Origin of the sequence: Mesorhizobium sp. M0615, assembly GCF_040320805.1 — a bacterium.
Classification (GTDB): domain Bacteria; phylum Pseudomonadota; class Alphaproteobacteria; order Rhizobiales; family Rhizobiaceae; genus Mesorhizobium.
The window spans coordinates 224,010-249,297 of sequence record NZ_JAMYQI010000002.1 but is presented as its reverse complement, the minus strand read 5'-3'; the positions used below and the strand labels follow the sequence as shown (position 1 = coordinate 249,297).

Annotated in this window: 25 protein-coding genes; 18 read left to right on the top strand and 7 right to left on the bottom strand. The window is 63.2% G+C overall.

Annotated elements, in window-relative coordinates; translation table 11 throughout:
* Positions 1-7: 7 nt before the first annotated feature.
* Genes NKI46_RS03985 through lptF form a run of 3 tightly spaced genes read right to left on the bottom strand, consistent with a single transcriptional unit; the run spans position 8 to position 4,724 of the window.
* The gene (locus tag NKI46_RS03985) at positions 8-2,440 is read right to left on the bottom strand and encodes an LPS-assembly protein LptD (RefSeq protein WP_023738610.1); all 2,433 of its coding nucleotides are present in this window, start codon (positions 2,438-2,440) and stop codon (positions 8-10) included.
* Positions 2,440-3,522, bottom strand: coding sequence for an LPS export ABC transporter permease LptG (gene lptG / locus NKI46_RS03980; RefSeq protein WP_023695591.1), 1,083 nt, complete (start codon positions 3,520-3,522; stop codon positions 2,440-2,442). The genes NKI46_RS03985 and lptG overlap by 1 nt, the downstream gene beginning before the upstream one ends.
* A 2-nt stretch (positions 3,523-3,524) precedes the next feature.
* Positions 3,525-4,724 carry an LPS export ABC transporter permease LptF gene (gene lptF, locus NKI46_RS03975; RefSeq protein ID WP_023672737.1) on the bottom strand — a complete coding sequence of 400 codons (1,200 nt, stop codon included), beginning with the start codon at positions 4,722-4,724 and terminating at the stop codon, positions 3,525-3,527.
* A gap of 32 nt (positions 4,725-4,756) precedes the next feature.
* Here lptF and NKI46_RS03970 point away from each other — a divergent pair, with 32 nt between their 5' ends.
* The 9 genes from NKI46_RS03970 to NKI46_RS03930 all read left to right on the top strand — a co-directional run bounded on the left by NKI46_RS03970 (position 4,757) and on the right by NKI46_RS03930 (position 13,338).
* A complete protein-coding gene (locus NKI46_RS03970) occupies positions 4,757-5,050 on the top strand; it encodes a hypothetical protein (RefSeq protein WP_155923815.1) in 294 nt (97 codons plus the stop codon).
* Between the two features lie 49 nt (positions 5,051-5,099).
* Positions 5,100-6,590, top strand: a complete 1,491-nt coding sequence (locus tag NKI46_RS03965; protein ID WP_352744859.1) for a leucyl aminopeptidase — start codon at positions 5,100-5,102, stop codon at positions 6,588-6,590.
* Positions 6,591-6,598: 8 nt separating this feature from the next.
* Positions 6,599-7,048, top strand: a complete 450-nt coding sequence (locus NKI46_RS03960; protein ID WP_023738611.1) for a DNA polymerase III subunit chi — start codon at positions 6,599-6,601, stop codon at positions 7,046-7,048.
* Between the two features lie 142 nt (positions 7,049-7,190).
* On the top strand, positions 7,191-8,132 hold the full coding sequence (locus NKI46_RS03955; RefSeq protein ID WP_245260397.1) for a 3-oxoacyl-[acyl-carrier-protein] synthase III C-terminal domain-containing protein: 942 nt from the start codon (positions 7,191-7,193) through the stop codon (positions 8,130-8,132).
* A complete protein-coding gene (locus NKI46_RS03950; RefSeq protein WP_031253535.1) occupies positions 8,129-9,133 on the top strand; it encodes an NAD-dependent epimerase/dehydratase family protein in 1,005 nt (334 codons plus the stop codon). Before NKI46_RS03955 ends, NKI46_RS03950 begins: the two co-directional genes overlap by 4 nt.
* Complete coding sequence (locus NKI46_RS03945; RefSeq protein ID WP_023738614.1) at positions 9,130-9,954, top strand: MBL fold metallo-hydrolase; 825 nt, start codon at positions 9,130-9,132, stop codon at positions 9,952-9,954. Before NKI46_RS03950 ends, NKI46_RS03945 begins: the two co-directional genes overlap by 4 nt.
* The gene (locus NKI46_RS03940; RefSeq protein WP_352459632.1) at positions 9,951-11,207 is read left to right on the top strand and encodes a F390 synthetase-related protein; all 1,257 of its coding nucleotides are present in this window, start codon (positions 9,951-9,953) and stop codon (positions 11,205-11,207) included. The genes NKI46_RS03945 and NKI46_RS03940 overlap by 4 nt, the downstream gene beginning before the upstream one ends.
* Positions 11,204-12,337: a GNAT family N-acetyltransferase gene (locus tag NKI46_RS03935; RefSeq protein ID WP_352744854.1), complete on the top strand. Its 1,134-nt coding sequence runs from the start codon at positions 11,204-11,206 to the stop codon at positions 12,335-12,337. The genes NKI46_RS03940 and NKI46_RS03935 overlap by 4 nt, the downstream gene beginning before the upstream one ends.
* Entirely contained in the window at positions 12,334-13,338 is a 1,005-nt protein-coding gene (locus tag NKI46_RS03930) for a Rieske 2Fe-2S domain-containing protein (protein WP_023738617.1), read from the top strand. Before NKI46_RS03935 ends, NKI46_RS03930 begins: the two co-directional genes overlap by 4 nt.
* Positions 13,339-13,351: 13 nt before the next feature.
* Here NKI46_RS03930 and NKI46_RS03925 read toward each other — a convergent pair whose 3' ends face one another.
* Positions 13,352-14,509 (bottom strand): ATP-grasp domain-containing protein, encoded by a 1,158-nt coding sequence (locus tag NKI46_RS03925; protein WP_031253533.1) that lies wholly within the window; start codon positions 14,507-14,509, stop codon positions 13,352-13,354.
* A 182-nt stretch (positions 14,510-14,691) separates the two neighbouring features.
* Between NKI46_RS03925 and NKI46_RS03920 the strand changes: the two genes are divergently transcribed.
* The 5 genes from NKI46_RS03920 (at position 14,692) to NKI46_RS03900 (ending at position 17,972) form a co-directional block, all read left to right on the top strand.
* The gene (locus tag NKI46_RS03920) at positions 14,692-15,306 is read left to right on the top strand and encodes a hypothetical protein (protein ID WP_023738619.1); all 615 of its coding nucleotides are present in this window, start codon (positions 14,692-14,694) and stop codon (positions 15,304-15,306) included.
* Between the two features lie 7 nt (positions 15,307-15,313).
* Entirely contained in the window at positions 15,314-16,162 is an 849-nt protein-coding gene (locus NKI46_RS03915) for a 23S rRNA (adenine(2030)-N(6))-methyltransferase RlmJ (protein WP_023705344.1), read from the top strand.
* A 239-nt stretch (positions 16,163-16,401) separates the two neighbouring features.
* Positions 16,402-16,830: a MarR family winged helix-turn-helix transcriptional regulator gene (locus tag NKI46_RS03910; RefSeq protein ID WP_023738620.1), complete on the top strand. Its 429-nt coding sequence runs from the start codon at positions 16,402-16,404 to the stop codon at positions 16,828-16,830.
* 70 nt (positions 16,831-16,900) lie between these two features.
* Positions 16,901-17,323 (top strand): VOC family protein, encoded by a 423-nt coding sequence (locus tag NKI46_RS03905; RefSeq protein ID WP_023738621.1) that lies wholly within the window; start codon positions 16,901-16,903, stop codon positions 17,321-17,323.
* A 202-nt stretch (positions 17,324-17,525) separates the two neighbouring features.
* The gene (locus NKI46_RS03900) at positions 17,526-17,972 is read left to right on the top strand and encodes a hypothetical protein (RefSeq protein ID WP_023673457.1); all 447 of its coding nucleotides are present in this window, start codon (positions 17,526-17,528) and stop codon (positions 17,970-17,972) included.
* Positions 17,973-18,068: 96 nt separating this feature from the next.
* On the opposite strand, the gene NKI46_RS03895 is transcribed toward NKI46_RS03900, so the two are convergent.
* Positions 18,069-18,692: a TetR family transcriptional regulator gene (locus NKI46_RS03895; protein WP_031253531.1), complete on the bottom strand. Its 624-nt coding sequence runs from the start codon at positions 18,690-18,692 to the stop codon at positions 18,069-18,071.
* 62 nt (positions 18,693-18,754) lie between these two features.
* On the opposite strand from NKI46_RS03895, the gene NKI46_RS03890 reads away from it, so the two are divergent.
* Positions 18,755-19,252: a DinB family protein gene (locus tag NKI46_RS03890; RefSeq protein WP_023738624.1), complete on the top strand. Its 498-nt coding sequence runs from the start codon at positions 18,755-18,757 to the stop codon at positions 19,250-19,252.
* 547 nt (positions 19,253-19,799) lie between these two features.
* Here NKI46_RS03890 and NKI46_RS03885 read toward each other — a convergent pair.
* Positions 19,800-20,564: a hypothetical protein gene (locus NKI46_RS03885; protein WP_198018625.1), complete on the bottom strand. Its 765-nt coding sequence runs from the start codon at positions 20,562-20,564 to the stop codon at positions 19,800-19,802.
* Here NKI46_RS03885 and NKI46_RS03880 point away from each other — a divergent pair.
* On the top strand, positions 20,563-21,159 hold the full coding sequence (locus NKI46_RS03880; protein WP_023689091.1) for a glutathione S-transferase family protein: 597 nt from the start codon (positions 20,563-20,565) through the stop codon (positions 21,157-21,159). The two genes, NKI46_RS03885 and NKI46_RS03880, sit on opposite strands and share 2 nt — an antisense overlap.
* 63 nt (positions 21,160-21,222) lie before the next feature.
* Here NKI46_RS03880 and NKI46_RS03875 read toward each other — a convergent pair whose 3' ends face one another.
* Positions 21,223-21,873: an outer membrane protein gene (locus NKI46_RS03875; protein WP_023673452.1), complete on the bottom strand. Its 651-nt coding sequence runs from the start codon at positions 21,871-21,873 to the stop codon at positions 21,223-21,225.
* Between the two features lie 411 nt (positions 21,874-22,284).
* Here NKI46_RS03875 and NKI46_RS03870 point away from each other — a divergent pair, with 411 nt between their 5' ends.
* Positions 22,285-23,049 carry an SDR family oxidoreductase gene (locus NKI46_RS03870; RefSeq protein ID WP_023738625.1) on the top strand — a complete coding sequence of 255 codons (765 nt, stop codon included), beginning with the start codon at positions 22,285-22,287 and terminating at the stop codon, positions 23,047-23,049.
* Complete coding sequence (gene uvrC, locus NKI46_RS03865; protein WP_023752534.1) at positions 23,046-25,121, top strand: excinuclease ABC subunit UvrC; 2,076 nt, start codon at positions 23,046-23,048, stop codon at positions 25,119-25,121. The genes NKI46_RS03870 and uvrC overlap by 4 nt, the downstream gene beginning before the upstream one ends.
* Positions 25,122-25,288: the final 167 nt, after the last annotated feature.

Genomic DNA, 25,288 nt, shown 5'->3' with positions numbered 1-25,288 from the left:
GCCGGCTCTACTGGATGGAGTCGATCGAGCTTTGGGACGAGCCGAAATCGCCGAGCGTGCGGAACGACAGGTTGAAGCCGACATTCTGCGACACTTCCTTGGTGTTGATGTCGCGTGATTCCGAGTACGTCATCAGGTAGGTGAAGCAGGAATCATTGTAGGCAAAGCCGACGCCGTCCTTGACCAGCACGCTTTGTTGCAGGTCGTAGGTGCCGGTGCCGAAGACGCGCCAGTTTTCGGCCAGGTGTGTCGAGGCGCCGAGCGTGACTTCGTGGCGGTCGGTGGTGAAACCATAGAGCGGCTGCGCCTGGATGAAGGCGTATTTGGCGCTCAGCGAAACCGGCAGCCCGGAATAGGCGGCCTTCACCTCGGCACGGCGAACTTCGAAGGTCTGCTCGTCGAAGCGGCCGCTGAGCGAACCGGAGAAGCCGCTCGGGCTGCTGAAGCCGACAAGGCCGACATAGTCGGAGGTCGAAGTCTCCAAGCCGGAATCGGCGCCCGCATTGACCAGATCCGGTGAATCGAAGGAGTTGCGCCCGCCCAACTGGTAGGATTGGCCGAAGATCGCGTTGGTGCCCCAGCCATTGTCGTAGGCGCCGGAATAGCGGAACCCGACATTGGCGCGGCTGCCGCCTTCGACGCGGTCGTAGCCGGAGAACTTGTCGCGCTCGAACAGCGTCGTGGCGTCGAAGACGAAGCTCTGTGCATCCTCGTTGGGAACGGCGAGCCCGCCGACATACTGCTCATTCGGGCGCATGAAGACCTGCGCCATCGGCTCGACGATATGGCTGGAGCCGGTCATCGAGAACAGCACCGGCCAGCGCATTTCAAGTCCGGCGGTCGCCATGTACCGGGCGAAGGAAGACCGCATGTCGTCGGCGGCACCGACATTCGTTGCCATCTGGTTTACCGCAGTCAGCGAAGCCGAAGAAGCGTTGAGATAGTCGACGTCGCCCTGCAGAGCCAGAAGGGGCGTCAACTGCAATCCGCCGTCCGTGGTGAAGGTACGCTTCCATTCGGCCTCGGCGGTGAGGCGACCGGATTCGCCCTCGATGCCGCGCACGCGCTGGACGCCTGAGCCCGGCACATAGGGGGTAAAATAGGCCTGATCGAGATCGTCGCGGCGGATGATGCGCGCATTGACGTTGAACGACAGCTGGCCGCCGGCCACCGACATGTCGGGGATGTAGGCATAATCGAGCGACGGCAACACCCAGGGCTGCTTGTCGCTGCGCGATGCGACGTTGCCGTCCGGTGTGTTCTCCTGAACCTGGAAGCGCATGGCGCGCACATCGAAATAATTGCGGTCGTTTAGGCCGGTCAGGTAGACCGACGATTGATGCACGGCGTCGTTGTAGCCTTCGATCGTATAGGTACGCGAAAAATTCTTGTCGGTCTGCAGCAGGATATCCCAGCCGAAGTCCCAGCGCGGATTGATGGCGAACTGGCCCTTGGTGCCCATCATGCCGCGGAACTTGTTCGGATCGCCTGCTGGCCCCGAATTGACATTGTAGCCGCCGGGGAAAGCCGCGAAATCACGGAAAGCGCCAGGGTCCTGCTGGTTGATTCCGGCAAGCTTCAGCGTGTATTGGCCATTGTTGAAGCGCTGGCGCCACTCGGCCTCGCCGAGGAAACCCTGCTTGGTGTAGCCGCTGCCGGTAACGGTGAGGTCGTAGGTCGGCGACAGGGCAAAATAGTAGGGGACTTTGACGCCGACGCCGAGACGGTTGTTGTAGCCGATGCTGGGGATCAGGAAACCGCTTTTGCGCTTGACCGTAGGGTCGGCGATCTCGAACGCCGGCAGATAAGCCAGCGGGAAACCGAAGAATTCGAAATTCGCGTTCTCGAAGCGAACCGTTTTCTTTTCGCCGTTCCAGATGATCTTCCTGGCTTTGATCCGCCAGGTCGGCGCCTTGTCCGGCTTGTCTTCGCAAGGCTCGCAGGCCGTATAGACGCCGTTGTGGAACGTTGTCAGCACGCCGCCCATGCGCTCGGCGCTTTCGGCGGCGAAATAGGCTTTTTCGGGCGTTTCGACGCGCAGCGCATTGACGAAACCGTCAGCGAAATCGTCGGTAATGTCGATATGCTGCGAGTTGATCTTGGTGCCGTCGCTGTTGACGATCTCGACATTGCCGCTGGCAACCAGCCGCTTGGTGTTTCGATCATAGACGACGCGCTGGGCGACGAGCTTGTTGCCGCCATAGTCGATCTGGACGCCGCCGATGGCGGTGACCGTCTGGTTGTCGTTGTTATAGACGAGCGTGTCGGCCGCCAGCAGCATCTGGGAGCCGGAGGGAACCTTCCTTGCCACGTCGGTAACGTCCTGCGCCAGCGCAGGGCCCGTCAGCACGCCGCAGGCGAGCAGGCATGCCAAGGCGCTCGCCGAATAGAGGCGCGCCAAACCGGCCTGCCTATGGCTGCGCAAAGCCGCCTCCCTCACTAGCCGTCTTCCTTGTATAGCAGGAATGTCACCCCAAAGAACATAGCCACGACAACCGGAACCCATGCAGCCACGGCTGTGGGCACGAATCCCGCAACGCCGAATGCCTTGACCAATACCGAAACGACATAAAGCAGAAAGCCGGCGAGGACGCCACCCAGAATCATCGTTGCCGACTGCCCCATCCTCGCAAATCGCATTGAAACTGTTGCCGCAATCAGCGTCATGGCCACAAGCAGGAACGGTAACGCCACCAGCGAATCGAACTGCATGGCGAAGGCATTTGCCTTGAGGCCGAAGGAGCGGGCAACCTCAATCTTGCCGGGAAGGTCGTAAAACGGGATGGTTTCGGGGCGCGCCAGCCGTTCCTGCACGAATTCCGGCTTGAGGTTGGTCGGCAACTGGTCGGTCGTTTCGGAACGGATGTTGCCGTCCTTGAACACCTTGACGTCCTGCAATTCCCAGTAGCCGTCGCGCAGAAAGGCCCGGGCGGCGTCCTTGCGCTCGACGATATTGCCCTGCGGATCGAGGACGAAGAACACGGTGTCGGCCATTTCCAGGCCCTGGTTCAGGATGGCGCGGGCGCCGATGATGGTATCGCCGGAGTTGGTTTTCTGGCGGATCCACGGCGTGGCATCGGCCGCCACCGCGTTCGAATTGCCGGATCGCAGCTGGTTTTCCATCTGCTCCGACCATGAGAAGCCATGCGCGGCGATCGGATTGAGCACGCCGACCGACAATATGCCGAATAACAGCGCACCGATGCAGCAGGGCAACAGAAACTGCCAGGCCGACACTCCGGCCGAGCGCGCAATCACCAGCTCGTATTTTCGGTTGAGCGAGACCAGCGTCGCCATCGCCGAGAACAGGCCGACGAACGGCACCGTCTGCAGCATGATCATCGGCATCCTCAGCGCCGAGATGGCGACCGCCGTGCCGTAGGTGAAGCCCGGCAGGCCGGTGATGCGGCCGGACAGCTCGGTGAAGTCGATCAGGAACACCAGCGCCAGAAGGCCGATGAAGAACCAGATCGTGATCGACACGTAGCGAAAGAAGAAGTAGCGGCCCAGGGTCCAGCCCATCGTCAGGCTCCCTGGCCGGATGTGTAGCGCCGATTGAGGCGCAGCTTGAGCGCCGTCCAGCCATCGCTGACGCGGCCGGCGAAATTCGTCATCCAGTCGGCCCAGCTGCCGGGCAGTTCCATGCTTCGCGAGGTGACGATGAACCAGATGGCGACCGCCGAGGCGATGACCGGCACGCCATAGACCATATAGGCGTATTGCGGGATCTTGTCGGCCTTGCCGGCGGCAAAGAAGCCCAGCCAGCGCACGAACAGCGCAATGGCGATGGCTGTGATCAGCGGGTGGATGCGCGCCTCGCGGTGTGAGCGCGCATCGCCTGCCACGGCCAGCGCGATCAGCGCGAACACCAGCGAATAGGACCATTCGGAAAAGCGCTGGTCGAGCTCGGCCTTGTAGGCACCGGGCCTGCGCTGGAAGATCTTGTCGTTCGGATCCGGGTTGAGCAGGTATTGCGTCGTTCGGTCCTTGGGCAGGAGCATGATATCGTTCGCCGCCGACATGAAGGCGGAAAGGTCGAAGGCGTAGGACGTGAAGCGAATGACCGACAGGTCGCCGGTCAGCGTCTTGCGATGAATGACGCCGTCATTCATCATCAGCACCTTCTCGTCACCCTTTTCGACGACGCTGCCGCTCTTGGCATAATAGATCAGATTGGCGCCTTCCTCGCGCGAATCGGCCACGAAGATGCCGCCGAGCCGGTTGTCCGGCAGCCGCTCGCCTATCTGCAGGAACAGCCCGTCGTCGATCTTGCGGAACGTGCCTTCCTGGATGATCAGCGACAAGAGATCGGCGCGCGAGGATGCTATCAGCTGGCGGTTCTTCTGCCTGGCATAGGGTTCGACGCCATTGTCGACCGCGAAGGAAAAGACGCTGGCCGCCAGCGCGATCAGCAGGACCGGCCGCACAATCGTCCAGCGCGAGGCGCCGGCGGCGTTGATGACGGCCAATTCCGAATCGGAGTTCATGACGCTGAGCGTCTGGGCCACCGCCACCACCAGGGCGAATGGCACCACGATCGGGATGATGGTGGGGATGATGAGGCCCGCGACCTCGAAAAAAGTGAGCGCCGATTGGCCACTGTCGGTGACCAGGTCGATGCGGGCAAGCACCTGCGTCGTCCAGACAATGGCCAGCGTCCAGATCAGCGCAGCGAGAAACACCGCCAGTGCGCGACGCATGATGTAGCGTTCAACGACCTTCATGTAAGGCTTTTCTCGATTTGCCGAACGGCATCATGCCCGCCGACAAGGTAGTCGTCCGGCTGCGGCTGTACAACTGGGTGCGTTTGGCCATTTCTTTCAGGCGGTTCGATCCGATTCTCCGTCCCACATCGCCCGTTCCGCAGGCCGGAGTGTCGGCGGCAATGAATAAGAAAGGGAGAACATCAATGGTTAACAACAGGTTGCGGCAGGAAAGCGGAGCCGTGCCGCGACGAATCGTTATCGATTCCGCTGCGCATATGATCCCTGATTCCGGCAAAGTCTTGCCAAATCAAGGAAAACGACCAAATGTCGCGCATCTTCCCTGAGAATGCATTTTTCCTGAAAATCTGAGCCGTTTCCCGAAAGCAGGACCTGATGACTTTGAGACCATTGATCGCCTTCGCCAAATTTGCCGCACCCAAAAAGGGCAGCATCATCGTGCTGGCGGCCGACGATGGTGGTCTTGGCGAACCGGCAAAGGCCTGCGACCCCTCAGGAACGCTGGCGCGGGCGTTTCCGGTGGCGGAGTTTTCCGGAAAATTCGCCGGTGTCGTCGAAGTGCTGGCGCCGCAGGGAACATCGCTCGACCGACTGGTGGCGGTCGGCGCCGGCAAGGTCGCCGGCCTCGATGACTTTGCCTGGCTGAAGCTTGGCGGCACCATCGCCGCGTCCCTGCGCAAGGCAGCGGAGGTGGCCGTCATCCTCGATGTGCCGGGCGCAAAGATTGGCGGCAGGCAAGCGGCGAACCTTGCCGCCGGCATCATTCTTCGCAGCTACTCCTTCGACAAATACAAGACCAGGAAAGACAAGGACAATGCCGAGCCGAAGAAACCGGTCAAGGTGACCATCCACACCGCCGATCCTGCCGCGGCGAAAAAGGCCTTCGCCGACGAGGTTGCGGTCATCGACGGCGTGCTTCTGGCGCGCGACCTTGTCAACGAACCGGCCAATACGCTCGGCCCGATCGAATTCGCCGCCCGCGCCAAGGAACTGGAAGCGCTCGGCGTCGAGGTCGAGATCCTCACCGAGAAGGAAATGAAGAAGCTCGGCATGGGCTCGCTCCTCGGTGTCGCGCAGGGTTCGCCGCGCGGCGCCCGGATGGCTGTCATGCAATGGAAGGGCGGCAAGGCCAAGGACGCACCGGTCGCCTTCGTCGGCAAGGGCGTCACCTTCGACACCGGCGGCAATTCTATGAAGCCGGCCTCCGGCATGGAAGACATGAAGGGCGACATGGGCGGTGCCGCGGCCGTCATCGGGCTCATCCAGGCGCTGGCCGCGCGAAAGGCCAAGGCCAATGTCGTCGGCATCGTCGGGCTGGTGGAAAATGCCGTCGACGGCCACGCCCAGCGCCCCGGCGACATCGTCACCTCGATGTCGGGTCAGACCATCGAGGTCCTCAACACCGATGCCGAAGGACGCCTCGTTCTGGCCGACGCGCTGTGGTATTGCAACGACCGCTTCCAGCCGAAATTCATGGTCAATCTGGCGACGCTGACCGGCGCCATCATGGTCGCGCTCGGCCAGCATTATGCCGGCCTGTTCTCCAACAATGACGAACTTTCGGACAGGTTGACGGCGGCCGGCCAGGCGAGTCAGGAGCGGCTGTGGCGCATGCCGCTTGGGCCCGAATACGACAAGCTGATCGATTCCAAGAACGCCGACATGAAGAACATCGGCGGCCGCTATGGCGGCGCCATCATCGCCGCGCAGTTCCTGCAGCGCTTCGTCAAGGAAACGCCGTGGGCGCATCTCGACATCGCCGGCACCGCGATGGGCTCTCCGCCGAGCGAGATCAACCAGTCCTGGGGCTCGGGTTTCGGCGTCAGGCTGCTCGACCGGCTGGTGCGCGACAATTACGAGGGATAAGGCAGGGAATGGCCGATGTCCTGTTCTACCACCTGACCGAATCGACGCTGGAGGATGCGCTTCCCGGCCTGCTGGAGCGCAGCGTCGATCGCGGCTGGCGCGCCGTGGTGCAGACCGGGACCGAGGAGCGGCGCGATGCGCTCGACCTGCATCTGTGGACATTCAGGGACGATTCGTTCCTCGCGCACGCGACCGACCGTGAAGCCCATCCGGCCGAACAGCCAATCCTGCTCACCACGAGCGACGCCAACCCCAACCAGGCGCAGATACGCTTCCTCGTCGATGGCGCCGCACCCGCCGATCTCGCCGGCTACGAACGCGCCGTGTTCCTGTTCGACGGCCATGACGCGGCCCAGGTCGAAAGCGCGCGGACGCATTGGAAGGTGTTGAAAGAAGCGGGCCACGCGGTCACCTACTGGCAGCAGACGCCCGACCGGCGCTGGGAACGCAAGGCGTAAGCGCTTTGCCGGCGCGTCTTGAAAACGACGCTGTTATCGCCGAACGATCCGATCTAAGGATTGCGAAAAGCGCAACTCAAGCGGCGGGCTGAGAATGCGGATCAGGATCATCGGAACGGGGCGGGCCGTGCCGGCTCGATGCGTGACGTCGCGCGCCCTCGATGCGCGGCTGGGGTTTGGCGATGGACATTTCGAGGCCGCGACCGGCATCATCGAACGCTATGTCTGCGAGGCCGAATCGCAGGTCGACCTTGCTTGTGCCGCAGCCCGTCTGGCGCTTGCCGATGCCGAACTTGAGGCAGGCAGTGTCGATCTGGTCATCGGCGGTTGCGGCGTGCCTTATCAGCCGTTGCCATCGACGGCTCCGCTGGTCATGCAGCGCCTCGGCCTTGCCGATGGGTCGGCGGCCGCCTTCGACGTCAACAGCACCTGCCTCGGCTTCCTCACAGCCTTCGAGACCGCGTCGCGCCTGATCGAGGCCGGGCAATGCCGGACGGCGCTGGTGTTCTCGTCTGAAATCGCCTCGCGCGCCCTGCCGTGGCAGGACCAGCCGGAAATTGCTGCCCTCTTCGGCGATGGCGCGGCGGCCGCCGTGCTGCAGCAGGCAGCCCCTGCCGAGGGTCGAGTCGCGGCCAACCTGATGCGCACCTACCCTTCCGCCTATGAGGCCTGCAGCATCGGCTCCGGCGGCACCCGGTTCGACTTTCATCGTGAGCCTGAGGAATTTGCCCGCCACAGCCTGTTCCACATGGAGGGTAAGGAACTGTTTCGCGTCACGTCACGCCATTTCAACGGCTTTGTAGCGGAGTTGCTCGATCGCGCCGGCTGGCGGCACGACGATGTTGACCTCGTCGTGCCGCATCAGGCGAGCCCTTTGGCGCTCGCCCACATGGCGCGTCAGACCGGCTTCGCCAGGGAAAAGCTCGTCGACATCGCGGCGCGCTACGGCAATCAGATCGCCGCTTCCATCCCGTTTGCGCTCGACGTCGCGCGCCGCGAACAACGCATTGTGCCGGGCGCCAAGGTGCTGTTCCTCGGCACCTCGGCCGGCGTGTCGTTCGGCGGCATGGCGCTGGAAGCATGACCGTGGGACGCGTCCTCGTCACCGGCGCCAGCGGCTTCCTCGGCGCGCATATCATGGCGCGGCTGGCGGCACTGGGTACACCGGCGCTGGGTCTTGGCAGGGACGCCAAACGCTGCGCGGCGCTCGAAGCCGCTGGTCATCGGGTCGTTCGGCTCGATTTGTCTCAACCATTCGATGCAGCTGCCGCGCGCGCTCTCGACGGCGTCGATGCGATCATCCACTGCGCGGCACTTTCCGCGCCCTTCGGCAGGTTGGCGGATTTCCAGACGGCAAATGTCACAGCTACCCGCAACCTCAGCGATTTCGCGCGCGGGCAAGGCGTGCGCCGCTTCGTCCATATCTCCAGCCCGACGGTCTGTTTCGCCTATCGCGACCAGCTCGGAGTTTCCGAGAATGCGGCCTTGCCCCCTCCGGTCAACCACTATGCCCGCACCAAGCGGCAGGCCGAGGAGATCGTGCTGGCGGCGCCTGAGATCAGCCCGGTGGTGCTGCGGCCGCGCGGCCTCTACGGTCCCGGCGACCGCACGCTGCTGCCGCGTCTGCTGCAGGTGGCGCGGCAGCGCCCGCTGCCGCTGTTTCGCGACGGCAAGGCGCGCATCGATCTCACTTATATTGAGGATGTCGTCGATGCGGTGCTTGCCGCGCTCTCCGCTGGCAGCGCTGCCGAGGGACAGATATTCAACATCTCCGGCGGCGAAGTGGTGCCGGTGCGCCGCATTGCCGAGGCGGCCTGCGCCCGCGCCGGCGTGCAGCCGCGCTGGCGCAGAATGCCGCTCTGGCCCGCCATGCTGGCGGCCGGGATAGCGGAGACGGTAGCGAATATATTGCCCGGCCGCCCGGAACCGCCGGTGACGCGCTACGGTCTTGGCCTGTTCGCCTATGCGCAGAGCCTCGATCTTTCCAAGGCAGGCCGCATCCTCGGCTGGGCGCCGAAAGTGTCGTTCGAGGAAGGGCTCGATCGCACATTCGGCAAGGCGACGGAAAGCAGGGAGGCTGCGTGAAGATCGTCTTCGCCAACAGCGCCTCTGTCGGCGCAGTCGAGCGCCTGATCCTGCGCGGCGGCAGCTGGGCGAAGGTCAGGCTACGTGTCCGCTACGGCCTGATCATGCATCCGCAGGCCGGCCCCGTACTGATCGATACCGGCTACACGCCGCATGTGACACAAGGCAGCGAGCGCAGCACGGCGTTGCGTCTTTACAGTGCGATCCTCCGGCCCCAGCTCAACGAAGCCGAGCAGCCGCTCGCGGTACTGGTGCGCTTCGGCCTCTCGCCGCAGGACGTGCGCACCGTCATTGTCACGCATTTCCATGCCGACCACATGTCGGGCCTGTCGCTGTTTCCCAACGCTCGGCTTATCGCCAATGACACCGCCTGGGCGCGGGCGAAGGCCAAGACTTCCCGGCAGAATCTGCGCCATGGCGTCTTCAAGGAACTGTTCCCGTCTGACTTCGAGGTCCGGCTCGACGGGCTGTCGTCGAAGCGGCGGATCGAACCTCGCGGCGGCGTGCCAGGCGGCGCCGATCTGTTCGGCGACGGCAGCGTCGTCGCAGTCGATCTGCCCGGCCATGCCGATGGCCAGTTCGGCCTTTTGTTCCCCAATCTGGAGCGGCCGCTGCTCTACGCCGTCGATGCCGAATGGCTGATCAGAGCATTGGTGGAAAACCGGACGCCCGGTCTGCCGGCTACTCTGCTGGCCGAGGACGCCACTGCGCTTGAGCCGACCAGCGCAACGCTGCGCCGGTTTATGGCGACCGGGGGCGAGGTCGTGCTTTGCCATGATCCGGCGTTGACGGCGTATGATCTTGCCGGAGAGGGCGCATGAACGGGCCGGCCGAAGCGATCCGCTCGTTTGCGCTGACGCAATGGCTCTCGCGCAAGAGCCGCGAGAATTTCGAACGCTGGCAAGGTCATGCCTTGCGCCGCTTTCTCGGCCGCGACCTGCCGCGTGCGCCGTTCTACGGCAAGGCGCCACGTCTTCTCGGCGACCTGCCGGTGACCGACAAGGCGACGGTGATGGGCAATTTCGACCGCTTCAACATTCATGGCGTCTCGGCGGCCGAGGCCTGGAAGGCGCAGGCAGTCGATGGCCGGATCGGCGAGTTGACTGTCGGCGCCAGCACCGGCACGTCGGGCAATCGCGGTCTGTTCGTCATTTCCGAAGCGGAAAAATACCGCTGGCTGGGCACGATCCTGGCCAAGACCGTGCCCGATCTCGTCTGGCGCCGGCAGCGCGCGGCGGTGATCCTGCCGCAAAACACCGGGCTCTACGACAGCGCGCGCAAATCGCGGCGCATCGACCTCGGCTTCTTCGACCTGATGCGCGGGCCGGAGAGCTGGCGCGCCGCCCTCGAAGGTTTCGCGCCGACGGTGATCATCGCGCCACCGAAGATACTGCGGCACTTCGCGGCCGAGGGCTTTCGACTGAAGCCGCAGCGTGTTTTCAGCGCCGCCGAAACGCTCGACCCGGTTGATCGGCCGGTCATCGAGGCATTCTTTGGTCGTCAGCTCGACCAGATCTACATGGCGACGGAAGGGCTGTTCGCCGTCACCTGCCGCCAGGGCGGGCTGCATCTGGCCGAGGATTCGGTGTTCTTCGAGTTCGAACCGGCCGGCGACGGCCTGGTCATGCCGCTGATCACCGCCTTTCGCCGCCGGACCCAGATCATGGCGCGCTACCGGATGAACGATCTGCTGCGGCTGTCCGAAAAGCCATGCCGCTGCGGCTCGCCGCTGCGCACGCTGGACGAGATCGTCGGCCGCATGGACGACGCTTTCCGGCTCGCCTCGCCGCACGGGCAGCTCCTCGTCACGCCCGACATACTACGCAATGCGGTGCTCAAGGCCGACCGGCGCATCGACGATTTCCGCCTGGTCCAGACCGCTGCCGACGTCATCGAACTTAGCCTTGCGCCCGAGCTCGCCGACGAAGCCGCCACTGCCGCGCATGCAGCCGTGCGAACGCTACTGGCCGCGCGCCAGGCGACGGTGAGAGTCAGCCTCCTGCGCAAGAGCCTGCCGCTGGAGACCAGCCGTAAACTGCGCCGTGTAGAATGCCGACTGGGGAGGAGGACGTGAATCGGCCTGCCGCATTGCCAGTCGCTCAACTGGACCAGGTTGAAAACAACCCGCGTGAGGTCGAAGCCTTCGTTCAGCTATTCAACGAGGTGCCGGTGCGCGACCTCGTGCGAAATCTGACGGTCGCCGTCGAGGCCCTCGAGATCGCTGGCCGCTTCTTTCCACTGACGCTGAACGACAGAAGCGAAGCGCCGAACTGCTATGTCTGCTGCCCGTCCAGCGCCTATATCGACTACGCCATCGACGAGACCCGCAATTTCGTCTCGTCGCCCATGCTGCAAAGAGCGATCCGCATGTTGATTGGCCTGTGCGCGCCGCTGGTCAGGATGAGCGGCCTCGACCATCAGGTTCAGGTCAACAACTGGCTCTATTCGACCAATCCGGTGCCGCTGCTCGATCGCAACGCGGTCGCTGCGATCCGCGACGATCTCACGGCGCGTTTTCCCGATCGCGCTGTTCTCATCCGCTCCCTGAACGAGATCGCCGATCCCTCGACAATCGCAGCGCTGAAGGCGGAGGGTTTTCGAATGCTGGCGGCGCGGCAAATCTACATCTTCGCCGGGCGCGGTTCGGCCATGACCAACGACATGAAGCGCGACCGCAAGCGGCTGCGCACGACGCCGTTCGAGCGGGTCGGCAATGGCGACTTCACCGAGGCCGACTATGCGCGCGCCGAAGCGCTCTACCGGATGCTCTATCTCGACAAATATACGCCACTCAACCCGCACTACACCGCCCGCTATATCGGCGAGACGCACCGTCGCGGCATCCTGCAACTGGCAGGCCTGCGTCGTCCCGGCGGTGAACTGGTCGCCGTCGCCGCTTTGTCTCAGAACGGCAGGACATTGACGCAGCCAATCGTTGGCTACGACACAAGTCTTCCAGTGAGCGAAGGGCTCTACCGCATGATGATGGCGATTGCGCAGGACCATGCGATGGCGCACGGCCTGTTGTTCAACATGAGCGCCGGTGCCGCCGCCTTCAAACGCTTGCGTGGCGCCGTGGCAACGGTGGAGTACAACGCCGTCTATGCCGGCCATCTTCGGCGCCGCCAGCGCGCTGCAGTGCGTATCATGGAATTTGTGCTCGCGAAGATCGGCGTTCCCCTGCTCAGGAGATTTGAACTTTGAGCGAAGCCCGGCAGCAAAAAGACAAAGACTATTGGCAGGCGGTGATGCGGTCTGCCGACATCAAAGCCAAGCCGAAGCGCATCCTATTCGACGGCGCGCCGCTGGTGCTGTTCCGCTCGGCGCAGGGGATTGCAGCCCTCTTCGACCGCTGCGCTCACCGCCTGGTCGAACTCTCGACCGGCAAGGTCATCAGCGGCGAGATCGAATGTCCCTATCATGGCTGGCGCTACAATGGGGAAGGGCGCTGCACCGCCATTCCCGGCCATGTCGGCGACGTCCCGCATTACCGTGTCCGCCGCTACAGCGCGATCGAGCGCGACGGCGTCGTCTTCGTCTCGGCAGGCACGCCTGAGGGCGAGCCCTATCTCCATTGCATGCAAGGCAAGGATGTCGTCGTGAAGCGGGTGCGAAGCTCGGCGCGATCGACGGTGCTCGACGCCGCCGAGAACATTCTCGACGCCACTCACACCCACTTCACCCACAAGGGTGTGCTGCGCGGCCTGACCGCAAAGCGCCATCTCGTGCGCGTCGAGGTGACCGGCGGCAAGGGCTGGGTCGAAAGCTGCTACACCGGCGAGGACCGCCAACAGGGGCTGGTCAGCCGGCTGCTGGAAGGCGAGCGCGCCAAGACCATCGGCCGCTACCGCCATCCCGGCATCGTCGAACTCGAATATTGGGGCAAGGGCGGCTTGGCGCTGGCGACCACTTTCCATTTGCGTCAGGCGGACGAACGGACCGTCGAAGGCGTCGGCTGGCTGATCGGCCCGCGACAGGGCCTGTTCGGCGAACTCAAGGCGCTTGCTTTCCGGCCGCTCTTTGCCTTTGCCCTGCAGCAGGATCGCCGTGTGCTGAAATCGGCCAGCGACAACGCCCGTATATCGCCGCAGGTTCAGCCGGCGATCGGCCCGCTGGATTTCCTGCGCCGCGACATAGCGGCGATCATCGACGGCAAGATGCCACCGGCGGCGGCAGAGCCGAGGGTGTACCAGATCGAGCTGTAGGAAAGCGCTCTATTCAGTCCTGCTCCGGCCCATTCCACTCGATATCGCGCGTCGACGCAGCCTGAAGGCTGATGCGCTGGCGCAGTGCTGTGCCGGCGATCTCGGCCAGCGTGCGCCACTGCGCCCGCTTCGGCGCGGGGTCGCCCGGCCAGTCGAGCAGCTCATCGGCATCGTGCATCGCCTGGCGAAAGCTGCCGAGACCACCGGAGCGCAGTGCCGCCGGCATCCCGTAGATCCACATCGCAAGCCTCACCGTCTGCGGCGCCGTCACGTCGGGCTTCACCTCGGCGCCATCCTCCAGGACCGCGTCGGCGAAGCGCCGCGGATCGCGAAAGAAGTGCAGGCCGCTCACGGCGCGCGGATTGCACTCCAGTGGCAGCACCGTGCCGTTATTCTCGCGCATCAGGTCGAAGGAGATCTGGCCGGTCCAGCCGGCGCCGGCGACGAAGGTTTCGACGAAGCGCCGGGCAGCCGCATCCCCGACTGGCTCGAAACAGATGCCGGCGCCCATGCCGGCGCGATAGAGCGAACTGTAGAGCGCCAGCGCTTTGAGTTCACCCTCGACCGCCACCGCATAGGCGCTGATCTCTTCACCTGCGATGTAGCGCTGCGCCACCCAAGGAGCGGCGGGCGAGGGGCGGACGGCGTCGAGTTCGTCCGGCGATGGCCGCAGCAGTACGTCACGGGCAAAACGTGACCACACAGGTTTGAACACCAATTCGCGCGATTGGCCACGAACGCCGTCGAGATCGGCCTCGCTTTGCAGCAGTATCGTTTCCGGCACGTCGAGCCCAAGGCTCTGCGCCAGCCGGATGAAGGCATGCTTGTCGTGAACGCGGGCGAGCATCGCCATCTCGGGTGCGAAGAGGCGGGCCGGCATGGCGCGGTGCTGCCAGAAACGACCGAGATAAAAGACTTCCTCGCAGGTCGGGATAACGAGTTCGATGCCCTCCGCACGGACAAGCGCTTCCACCGCCTTGGCATAGGCGCCGGCGGCAAAGCGCGGCGGCGGCAGGCGATGGTAGGCGGCGCAGGCCGTGCTCGCTGCGGCGATCGGCCGGGCCGGGCTGTCGGCCAGGATCACCCGGCGCCCGGCGCCATGCAACAGCCGCGCCAGGTGCAGCGCCACCGGCGCGCGGGCACCGGTGATCAGCACGGTGCTATTGGGCATGAGCCACCGGCATCGGTTGGAAAAGACGAGTCGATGCTTCTGCGGAAGGCTTCATTCGCCATAAGTGCCACATGGCTTGCGTGCCGCCAACGGACTCCACAAAGGTGGCTCCGCTGCGTCAGCCATCGCTTTTTGGCCTTCGGGGCGTTATTGGCAATCTGTCGAACACCCGGATCTCCTCAATGCGCTTTCTGTTTGTCCTGATACTGCTTGCCGGCGCCGCCATTGGCTTCGTCTATCCCTGGGCGGTGAGCAATTTTTCCGGCCACGAGATCGGCGCCTGGCGCGTCTACGACCAGGGACGGTTTAGGCCTGTAACGGTGACGCTGAAAGCTGGCGACGCGCCGGTCAGAGTGTTGGTCGACCTGACGGCAAAGGCCGAGCGCATTGTCTCGCAGCAGCGCACTGTGCTGACGCTGACCGCCGCCACAGCCGGCCGCACGGTGCTTGCCTCGACGCTGCAATTCAACCACGCCGACAATCCGCGCCAGGTCAGCCCGCAACTGCCCGACAAGATCTTTCGCGACGAGGCCGGCGTGATAGAAACCGTCAGTCCCGGCGCCTATCTCTTCACCGCCGGCCCGGGCGACGCCGACGATATCCCGATACGCGCGGTGGATCTGATACTGCGCTCCGGCGCCGGTGAGATCGATCAACGCGCACGGCCGGTCGGCTATGGGCTGATGGCAGTCGGCCTGATCGGCTTCCTGCTTGCTCTGGCTTTCGGCGGTCGCCGGCCGGAGAACCCGAACTCGAAGCCGCCACCGCCGCGTTGGGGCAGAGGCTCCTCGACATGAGCGCGTCATGAACTACCGTCACGCCTATCACGCCGGCAATTTCGCCGACGTCGTCAAGCATGTCGTGCTCAGCCTTCTGCTCGACTATCTGAAGCAGAAGGACAAGGCGTTCCGTGTCGTCGACACTCATGCCGGCATTGGCCGCTACGATCTTTCGTCGGCGGAAGCGCAAAAGACCGGCGAATGGCAAGGCGGCATCGGCCGCCTCATCCACGCCCCGATCGAAAAATCGGCGGCTGCGCTGCTTGCCCCCTATCTTGAAGCGGTGCGTTCGCTCAATCCCGATGGCGGGGTGAAGAAATATCCGGGCTCGCCATTGATCGCCAGGTACCTCATGCGAAAGCAGGACCGGTTGTCGGCGATCGAATTGCACGACGCAGATGCTGCCAGGCTGAAGACGCTGTTTGCCGGCGATTTCCAGACAAGGGTGATCGAACTCGACGGCTGGCTGGCGCTTGGCGCGCATCTGCCGCCAAAGGAAAAGCGCGGCCTGGTGCTGATCGATCCGCCGTTCGAAGAAGCCGGCGAATTCGACCGCCTGGTCGACGGAATGCAGAAAGCGCACAGGCGCTGGCCGGGTGGCATCTACGCGCTGTGGTATCCGATCAAGGACCGCAAAGCGATCATCGCCTTCCGCAAGGCGCTCAAGCAATCCGGCGTTCCAAAACTGCTCGACATCGAGTTCGAGATCCGGCCGGCATCGCGTGAACCAAGCCTCGACGGCAGCGGCATGGTGGTGGTCAACCCGCCCTTCACGCTGGAGCGCGAACTGCGCATCGTGCTGCCGGTCCTGCACAGATTGCTGGCGGTCGAAAAGCCGGCGCACTGGTCGCTGGAATGGCTGGCCGGGGAGTAGCGACGCTTCGCAGCGGGCGACGCCCGCGGCAAAGACACAAAGTCGCTAGAAGTTTTGACGATGGCGCCATCCGCGAATGCTCAGCTGTGTTCAACGAACCGAAACCATGGAGATGCACATCTAATCGGCTTGGCGTTGACGCTAATCCCAGAATCAGATAGATAGATGTCTAATTATTAGATTTCGAATCGAAGCCAAGATCGAAAAAAAAGGAACTGGTCAACGCGATAGGCTTCGCGATGTCGCGCTGGCAGGATGCCGTTGAAACGTTCGATGGGACCGTTGCCGAAATCTATGTGCTGAGCGCTGCCGAGCGCCGCTGTCTCGGCGCGATCAGTCACGGCCCGCGGCCGGCAAACGTCGTAGCGAGGGAGACAAATCTCACGCCGGCGGCGGTTACGACGTTGATTGACCGGCTGGAAAAGCGCGGCTTCGTCAGCCGCCAGCCGGACCCCAATGACAGGCGCAAGGTCATGGTCGCGGCGGGCAAGAAGACCGAGGAACTCGTCCGGCGCTGCTACCATCCGATCCCCGAGGCGGGCGACGCATTGCTGGAGAAATACTCGGTGGCCGAGATGCAGGTTTTGCTCGGCTTCATCGAAGAGGTCGAAGCGATGCACAAGGCGCAGACCGAGAGGCTGCGCGGCAAAGCAAAACCGGTGCCTTGAGAGAAGGCATCGGAGGATGGTCCGGCGCAACGCCGGTCCGGTTTCAACTGTGTACTGTCAAGGAGACCCTATGCCCCGTATGATCTTCGTCAACTTGCCCGTCGCCGACCTCGCTGCGTCGATGGCCTTCTACAAAGCTCTCGGTTTCGACAACAACCCGCACTTCACCGACGACACCGCAGCCTGCATTGTGCTGAGCGAAACGATGAACGTCATGCTGCTCACCCATGCCAAATGGCGTCAGTTCACCGATCGCCCCATCCCACCGGCCACCTCGAGCGAGGTCATGCTTGCCGTGTCCTGCGACAGCCGCGCGGCGGTCGATGCGATGAACGAGGCGGCGGCTAAAAATGGCGGCGCCGCCGACATCAACGCCCAGCAGGATTATGGCTTCATGTACAATCGCAGCCTGGCCGATCCTGACGGCCACGTCTGGGAAGCGATGTGGATGGACCCGGCCGCCATACCGCAGGGCGCCGCCAAGCAAGGCTGAACCGGGTTTCGGCGGCCCGCCGGCCATGGGCAGGCCGCTTTTCCTAATGGGCAAGGCGAGCTTTTTCAAAGGTCAGGACGTGGTTTCGCAGCTTCGCACCGGAAAAACCGGTTGCGGAGCGGGAAACCATCGGCAGCGCGACCGCTTGACCGCGCGCCGCCGAATCCGCAAAGTGGGCGCAGTCGACCTTTGAGAGGCTGCCATGACTCGCTTTGCCAAATCCGCTCTTGCTGCCCTGATTTCGCTTTGCACGCCGCTGGCCGCACCCCTCGGCCAGCCAGCACAGGCCGCCGACCTTTCCGTCTATTCCGACGAGGACAGCGGCGTTTGCGGCGAGGCTTGGGTGCTAAGCAAGATCTCCAGCCGCTTCTCCTACCAGGTGCATCACGTGCCGCATCTGCCGGATGTTTCGATCACAGATTTCCAGCGCATCCACCAGCATCGCTATCTCCCGGCCAGCGAAGAATGGCCGATCGGCCGCCGCTATTGCGGCGCCACCGTCAGCCTTTCCGATGGCCGCGCCCGCACCATCTGGTACTTGATCGAGGAAGGCCAGGGTTTTGCCTCGATCGGCGACAATGTCGAATTCTGCGTCTCGGGCTTCGACCGCTGGATGGTCTACAACGGCCGCTGCCGCGTCCTGCGCTAAGGTCGGATAAGAACCGCCGTTGAACCTGCCATCTCCCGCAAGGGGGAGATCTGATGTCGCTCCGGTTTCGCCAATCTCCGAACTGCTGCCGCTGCCTCACACCGCCTTCCCACCAGACACGTAAGCGCAGATCAGTTCGACCAACTGCTTCTGCAGCTCCGGCGCGTCGAGCGTGTCTCGCCGCGCGGCATTGTGGATGACGCCCTCGACCGCCGAGGACAGCACACGGGCCACGGCCTCATTGTCCTTTCTGCGCCTGCGATATTGCGCCACCGCCGTCGTGTAGTGATCGAGATAGCGCGATTGGAACGAGGCATGGGCGGCGCGTGAGCCGCGATCGCCCGGCGCCTCGTCGAGCAGCACCTGATGCAGCGTCGGATGGATGCTGTGCGCATCGATCATGCCGCGCACCAGCTCCTGCGCGAATCGTTTGATCGGCTTGTCGCCTTCTGTTGATTCGGCGATCACCGACAGCACCTGATCGAAATGTCGCCGGCGAATTGCTTCGACCAGCGACAGCTTGTCGGGAAAATATTGATAGAGCGAGCCGATGCTGACGCCGGCCGCATCGGCCACCTTGTTGGTGGTGAAGCCGGCCCAGCCGAGCGCGCTTAGAACATGAGCACCGGCTTCGATGATCGCCTCGACCGTCGCTCTCGAACGCGCCTGGCGCGGCTGCTTGCGCATGCGTGAGCGCGGCTTTGCAATGCGAGTAGACATGTCTGCTCCAGCAGCCAAGAATATAGATAATATACTCACATTTCTTGCAAAGGATACAAACCATGGACGCGCTGGATTTGCTCCGCAGCCTCTTCGTTTATCAAGCCTGGGCGAATGGTGAATTGCTGCAGAAGCTTGCGGGCCTCGACCAGCAGGAGCATGTCGATCAGCGCCACACGGCGACCCGTCTCATCAACCACAACCTTGTCGTATCGAAGATATTCGCCGCGCATCTTTCCGGCACGCGTCATGGCTATGCGTCCGAATTGAGCGCTGGTGTCGCTGCGATGGATCGTTGGTATCTCGACCATATCGAAGCCGTCTCGCCAAAGCTCATGTCAGAGCCTGTGCCTTTCACCTTCACCGACGGCGACAGGGCGATGATGTCACGCCAGGAAATGCTGACACATGTCGTCACGCATGGCGGCTATCACCGCGGCGAGATCGGGCGGATCCTGATGCAGATCGGCATTGCGCCGCCGTGGGATACGTTTGCCGCCCACCTCCACCACGCCGAGCCTTCGCGCCGGCCACAGGTGCGCGAGCGGGTTGGCGCTTAGGGGCCTGCACCCCTTGGCTTCCAAGGGATCGCGGCTTCCTGGGAAGGAGGATTCCCCGATCTTCGTTTCCCATTTCCGTTAGGCATCTCTTGCGCCGAAGCTGGCGATCTCCCTTCTCGTCTGGGAAACGTCCGACACAACAGGCTGTCCCTTCAAGTGCTGTCTTTCCTGGCTTCCATCCAACCACTTTCGATATACGAGTAAAAAGCTCGCGTTTAGTTTAGTGCTGTTCCTGCAACCGTGGGGATGAAGCAAGATCAGCCTCTGCGGTGCGATGATTGTTGCCATCCGATAGGCCGCCGATGACCGCGTGAGATCGACGGCGTTGCAAGAGAATGTGAGCTTGACGAGAAGATCGTGTGAGTCGCGATATCAGAGATTTCTCTCGCAATAGTTCGCTGCGAAGCGGGAAGATTCTTTGCCGATTTCTGTGCCGATCATTGCGACCATGCTCTCAGCGTAACCGAAACTTAATCTGCAAAATTCTATGTAATGCTTCGCTGGCTAGATACGCACGAGTCAGATATGCATTAGCTCGCCGGGTCACTCACGGCCATCGGCACAAACGCAAGGGGCATCGCATGGCAAAGACCACGACGAAGGCGCCGGCGGCGAAAGCGCCGGCAAAGAAAGCGGCACCGAAAGCAGCCGCGAAACCTGCAGCAGTAAAGAAGGCAGCACCGAAGGCAGCGGCAAAGCCGGCTGCCAAGGCAGCGGCAAAGCCGGCAGCTAAGGCAGTAGCAAAACCCGCCGCCAAGGCAGCAGCGAAACCCGCCGCCAAGAAGCCGGCCGCCAAGGCTGTGGCGAAGCCTGCTGCGAAGGCAGCAGCCAAGCCCGCCGCCAAGAAGCCGGCAGCCAAGGCAGCGGCAAAACCCGCCGCCAAGGCTCCGATGAAGGCCGCCGCCGCCAAGTCGACGGCCGCTGTGAAGAAGGCTGCACCGGCCAAAAAGCCAGCCGCCAAGAAGAAGTAACAGCGGTCCATCTCAAAGCTCCCGGGAACTTTGCCGACTGGCAGATTCCCGGGAGCTTTTTTGTTGTGATTTAGGTCTTGTTTGATGCATGTCGTTCTCTCGAAATTGACGCCACTTCTGTGAGACATGCATGGCGATTTCATTGTCGGCGGATTGGCCGCCTGGTTTTGCCCTTCTGGCAGTTGCTCCCTCAGGGAAGATCGGCCAACACTAAGGCGGTCGCATTCGATGGGGTTCAGGCGACACGCTCTAGACCTTTGTTTTACGCGCGTCGTTCTCAAGACCGGAATCGCATTTTTGAGCGACATGCACTGGCCGTCCGAAAACAGGGAACCGATCATGCCGAAGCTGCTCTACGCGTCCTCATCCCCCTACAGTTCCAAGGTGCGCATGGCAGCACTCCATGCCGGCATTGCCGTCGAGCTCGTGCCGGTCAAGACCGAGGACAAGCCTGCTGAACTGATGTCAGCCAATCCTCTCGGCAAGATTCCGGTGCTGGTGCTCGACGACGGCCGCTCGATCCATGACAGCCGCGCGATCACTCAGCATCTCAACCGCGCTTCGAAGAGCCTGTTGTTGCCGCGCAATGCCGACAAGCGCCTCGAGGCCGAAGTGCTGGAGGCGCTGGCCGACGGCATATGCGACTGCGCGCTGTCGATGGTCTATGAGCGGCGCACGCGTCCGGAGGAGATGGTCTATCAACCCTGGCTCGATCGCCAGTGGACCAAGATCACCGCCGCACTCGATTTCCTCAACGCCAATCCGCCGAAGCTGCCGAAGAAGATCACGCTTGGCCAGCTGGCGTTGCGTGCCTGCCTCGGCTACCTCTCTCTGCGCTTCGCCGGCAAATGGGAAAAGGGCCGCGGTCGCCTGACCCGCTGGGCAGCGCGTTTCGATGAGAAGTTTCCGGGGCTGAAGGTGGCTGTGCCGGCTTGACGGGCGAAACAAAAAAAGCCGGGCGCGAGGCCCGGCTTTCTCGTGTCGTGGCTTGAACGACAGTTAGAACTTCATACCGACGCCGAAGGTGACGCGGTTGTCGCTCTCTTTGACCTTGGTGCCGACACTGTCGAAGCTCTTGGAACCGAAGTCGGTGTAGCGGTACTCGACACGGCCGAACACATTGTCGGTGATCTTGATGTCGGTGCCGACGCCGGCCGTCCAGCCGAGCATGGTGTTGCTGTCGCTGTCGCCGGGGACCGAGACCTTCTGGTTCTTCAGGGCGCCGCCGCCGGTGCCGTAGAGCAGGATTTCCGGGGTCACGGCGTAACCCAGACGGGCGCGCAGCGAGCCTTCGAAGCCGCCCTTGGAATTGACGCCGCCGCTGTCACCCTTGACGCCATTGTAGCCGAGATCGGCTTCAGCACCGTACACGAAGTTTTCCTGCTGCCACTGGTAGCCGCCGAAAACGCCGCCGACAAAGCCCTTGGTCTTGATGTCGGGGCCGCCGTCCTGGACTTTGGCATGACCGCTGAAGCCGTAGCCGGCGCTGAGACCGGCATACGGGCCGGCCCAGGAAGCGACGGGGAGCTCGGCGATCGGGGCCGGCGCCGGGGGCTCTTCCGAGACGACATCGGCAGCAAAAGCGGTACCGCTGAGGGCGAAGAGCCCGAGCGCAACCGCGAGCGGCGCGAATTTGAGATTGGTTTGCATTGTTGTTTACTCCTTAAGCCACAAGACACGTAGGCTGGTTTGTCCTGAGCGCCATCAACCCGTCCGGGGGGTGAAACGGATCTGGCACTCAACGGTTCCGAATGTCGTGTCAAAATGCGGCGGCAGCGAACCTGAAAATGGGTCATTCCCCGGCACGAATGAGGCCGAAGCTTGACGTTGCATCTTCGCAACAGCGAAATGTCAGTACGCAGGCGATGCTGCACTGCACTCGGCTTGGTGCAACGGGTTCAGCGTCCTATATTGCGGTCCTGCCGACCCGAATCCGGGGCGGTGCCGGCGGCGAAAAAGCCGTTTCGCCACATTCCTGCCCCAGGTGGAAACGGCATTTAACCCCTGGACGCGTCACAATGTGCCGCTAGCCGAATTGAGGCGCAGATTGAGGATTGACAGATGATCGAAGCCGCCGGAACGGCGCTGGTGACGGGCGGGGGGAAGCGGATCGGCAAGGCGATCGTCGAGGATCTGGCCGCGCACGGTTTTGCCGTCGCCATCCACGCCAACCGCTCGACCGCCGAGGCCGACGCGCTGGCTGCGAGCATCAGGGACGGAGGCGCCCGCGCCGGCGTGGTAGCCGCCGATCTGACCGACATGGATGCGGTTGGCGATCTCGTCGGCCGCGCCGCGGCAGCGCTCGGCCCGGTCACGCTACTTGTCAACAATGCGTCGCTGTTCGTCGACGATAGCGTCGAGGACTTCGACTGGGCGGCATGGGACCTTCACTTCGCCATCCATGTGAAGACGCCGGCGCTGTTGGCGCAAAACTTCGCCCGCGCCTTGCCGCCAGGGCAGGAGGGGCTGATCGTCAACATCATCGACCAGCGCGTCTGGCGGCCGACGCCGCGCTATTTCTCTTATGCGCTGTCGAAGTCGGCCTTGTGGACGCAGACCGAAATGCTGGCACAGGCGCTCGGTCCGCGCATCCGCGTCAACGCCATCGGTCCCGGTCCAACGCTGAAGAATGCGCGCCAGGAAGATGATGATTTCCAGAAGCAGGTCGATGGCCTGATTCTGAAGCGCGGCCCGCAATTGGCCGAATTCGGCGCCACCATTCGCTATCTCTGGGATGCGCGCTCGGTGACCGGCCAGATGATCGCGCTTGACGGCGGCCAGCATCTTGCATGGCAGACGCCGGATGTGACAGGCATGGTGGAATGAGTCCCGCAGACCAGAAACACAAGACGCGCGCCGGCGCCGCCGACGATATGCCGCCCGACATCGACCTTGAGGATGAAGCGGTCGAGGAGATCGTCGAGCCCGAGGCCACCGGGCCCGATGTCGCCTTCACAGCGATAGACTGGGCGCCGCATGCCGGCGACGCCGACGGCATGGTCGGCGCCGAGGTCATCCAGACATTGGTCAAGCGGCTGCCCAATGCGCCCGGCGTCTACCGCATGATGAACGCTGCCGGCGACGTGCTTTATGTCGGCAAGGCGCGCAGCCTGAAGAAGCGGGTGACCAACTACGCGCAAGGCCGGTTCCACACCGCCCGCATCGGCCGCATGGTGCGCGAGACATCGACGATGGAGTTCGTCGTCACCCGCACCGAAATCGAAGCGCTGCTGCTCGAGGCCAATCTCATCAAGCGCTTGCGGCCGCGTTTCAATGTGCTGATGCGGGACGACAAGTCGTTCCCTTACATCCTGTTGACCGGCGATCACGTCTCGCCCGGCATCTACAAGCATCGCGGTGCGCGCTCGCGCAAGGGCGACTATTTCGGACCTTTTGCGTCGGCCGGCGCGGTCGGGCGCACCATCAATTCGCTGCAGCGCGCGTTCCTGCTCAGGAGCTGCACCAACTCCTTTTACGAAAACCGCACCCGGCCGTGCCTGCTCTACCAGATCAAGCGCTGTGCCGGTCCCTGCACCGGCGAAATCTCGCATGGCGACTATGCCGAGCTGGTCAGCGAGGCGAAGGATTTTCTGTCCGGCCGCAGCCAGAAGGTGAAGACCGAAATCTCTGCCGCCATGCAGCAGGCCTCGCAGGAGCTCGATTTCGAGCGCGCCGCCATTTATCGTGATCGGCTGGCAGCGCTGTCCCATGTGCAGAGCCATCAGGGCATCAACCCGGCCACGGTCGATGAGGCCGATGTCTTTGCTATCCATCAGGAGGGCGGCCAGGTCTGTATCCAGGTGTTTTTCTTCCGCACCGGCCAGAACTGGGGCAACCGCGCCTATTTCCCCAAGGCCGATCCGGCACTGGAGGGGGCGGAAGTGCTGGGCTCGTTCCTGGCGCAGTTCTATGACGACAAGCCGACGCCACGGAACATTCTGCTGTCGCGAGGCGTCCAGGATCAGGAACTGCTGGCCGAAGCGCTGTCCACCCGCGCCGGCCGTAAAGTGTCGATCTCGGTGCCGCAGCGCGGCGAGAAGAAGGATTTGACGGACAACGCGCTGCAGAATGCGCGCGAGGCGCTCGGCCGCCGGCTGGCCGAAACCTCCACGCAAGGCCGGCTGCTCGCCGGCTTTGCCGAGACCTTCGGCCTGCCGAAGCCACCGGTGCGCATCGAGGTCTATGACAATTCGCACATTATGGGCACCAACGCCGTTGGCGCCATGGTCGTCGCCGGGCCGGAAGGGTTTGTGAAGAACCAGTACCGCAAATTCAACATCCGCTCGACCGAGATCACGCCCGGTGACGATTTCGGCATGATGCGCGAGGTGATGGAACGGCGCTTTTCGCGGCTGCTGAAGGAACATGGCGATGTCGTTCCCGACGACGCGGCAGCCGGTGGAGCAGGCGACGACATCGAGGAAGACATCTCCGGCAGCTTCCCGGCCTGGCCCGACGTCATCCTGATCGATGGCGGCCAGGGCCAGATGAGCGCAGTGCGCAAGATCCTCGCCGACCTCGGCATCGAGGATCGCGTGGCGGCCATCGGCATCGCCAAGGGCCAGGACCGCGATGCCGGCCGCGAGCGTTTCTTCGTCAGAGGCAGGGACTCGTTTTCGCTGCCCGTCCGCGATCCCGTGCTCTATTTCGTCCAGCGGCTGCGCGACGAGGTCCATCGCTTCGCCATCGGTTCGCACCGCGCGCGACGCAAGAAGGAATTGGTCAAGAGCCCGCTCGACGAGATCGCCGGCATCGGTCCCGGCCGCAAGCGCGCGCTGCTGCTGGCCTTCGGCACTGCCAAGGCGGTCAGCCGCGCGGCAGTCGAGGATCTGGTCAAGGTCGACGGTATTTCCGAGCAGGTCGCCAAGCTCGTCTACAATCATTTCCATGAGAGCTGAGCGCCGGTGACGCCGCTGTCCCGATCAAATGGCAGCAGCCGTTCTTTTCTCGCAGGCCACTCGAATCCCGGCAATCGCGCGCAATTTTCGTCTGGCCAATCGAATCTCGCCTGTTGACCCCCTACATCCGGTTCTGATTTGAGTACGCAGGCAGAAAGAGTCCCTGA

What these genes read in the sequence shown, in the direction of transcription:
- NKI46_RS03965 (WP_352744859.1), top strand. Translation starts at nt 5,100, where the DNA reads ATGACTTTGAGACCATTGATCGCCTTCGCCAAATTTGCCGCACCCAAA.
- NKI46_RS03895 (WP_031253531.1), bottom strand. Translation starts at nt 18,692, where the DNA reads ATGTCTACTCGCATTGCAAAGCCGCGCTCACGCATGCGCAAGCAGCCG.
- NKI46_RS03925 (WP_031253533.1), bottom strand. Translation starts at nt 14,509, where the DNA reads ATGCCCAATAGCACCGTGCTGATCACCGGTGCCCGCGCGCCGGTGGCG.
- NKI46_RS03885 (WP_198018625.1), bottom strand. Translation starts at nt 20,564, where the DNA reads ATGATCGGTTCCCTGTTTTCGGACGGCCAGTGCATGTCGCTCAAAAAT.
- NKI46_RS03960 (WP_023738611.1), top strand. Translation starts at nt 6,599, where the DNA reads ATGGCCGATGTCCTGTTCTACCACCTGACCGAATCGACGCTGGAGGAT.
- NKI46_RS03970 (WP_155923815.1), top strand. Translation starts at nt 4,757, where the DNA reads ATGCCCGCCGACAAGGTAGTCGTCCGGCTGCGGCTGTACAACTGGGTG.
- NKI46_RS03870 (WP_023738625.1), top strand. Translation starts at nt 22,285, where the DNA reads ATGATCGAAGCCGCCGGAACGGCGCTGGTGACGGGCGGGGGGAAGCGG.
- NKI46_RS03875 (WP_023673452.1), bottom strand. Translation starts at nt 21,873, where the DNA reads ATGCAAACCAATCTCAAATTCGCGCCGCTCGCGGTTGCGCTCGGGCTC.
- NKI46_RS03920 (WP_023738619.1), top strand. Translation starts at nt 14,692, where the DNA reads ATGCGCTTTCTGTTTGTCCTGATACTGCTTGCCGGCGCCGCCATTGGC.
- NKI46_RS03880 (WP_023689091.1), top strand. Translation starts at nt 20,563, where the DNA reads ATGCCGAAGCTGCTCTACGCGTCCTCATCCCCCTACAGTTCCAAGGTG.
- NKI46_RS03910 (WP_023738620.1), top strand. Translation starts at nt 16,402, where the DNA reads ATGTCGCGCTGGCAGGATGCCGTTGAAACGTTCGATGGGACCGTTGCC.
- NKI46_RS03905 (WP_023738621.1), top strand. Translation starts at nt 16,901, where the DNA reads ATGCCCCGTATGATCTTCGTCAACTTGCCCGTCGCCGACCTCGCTGCG.
- NKI46_RS03940 (WP_352459632.1), top strand. Translation starts at nt 9,951, where the DNA reads ATGAACGGGCCGGCCGAAGCGATCCGCTCGTTTGCGCTGACGCAATGG.
- lptG (WP_023695591.1), bottom strand. Translation starts at nt 3,522, where the DNA reads ATGGGCTGGACCCTGGGCCGCTACTTCTTCTTTCGCTACGTGTCGATC.
- uvrC (WP_023752534.1), top strand. Translation starts at nt 23,046, where the DNA reads ATGAGTCCCGCAGACCAGAAACACAAGACGCGCGCCGGCGCCGCCGAC.
- NKI46_RS03900 (WP_023673457.1), top strand. Translation starts at nt 17,526, where the DNA reads ATGACTCGCTTTGCCAAATCCGCTCTTGCTGCCCTGATTTCGCTTTGC.
- NKI46_RS03950 (WP_031253535.1), top strand. Translation starts at nt 8,129, where the DNA reads ATGACCGTGGGACGCGTCCTCGTCACCGGCGCCAGCGGCTTCCTCGGC.
- NKI46_RS03890 (WP_023738624.1), top strand. Translation starts at nt 18,755, where the DNA reads ATGGACGCGCTGGATTTGCTCCGCAGCCTCTTCGTTTATCAAGCCTGG.
- NKI46_RS03915 (WP_023705344.1), top strand. Translation starts at nt 15,314, where the DNA reads ATGAACTACCGTCACGCCTATCACGCCGGCAATTTCGCCGACGTCGTC.
- lptF (WP_023672737.1), bottom strand. Translation starts at nt 4,724, where the DNA reads ATGAAGGTCGTTGAACGCTACATCATGCGTCGCGCACTGGCGGTGTTT.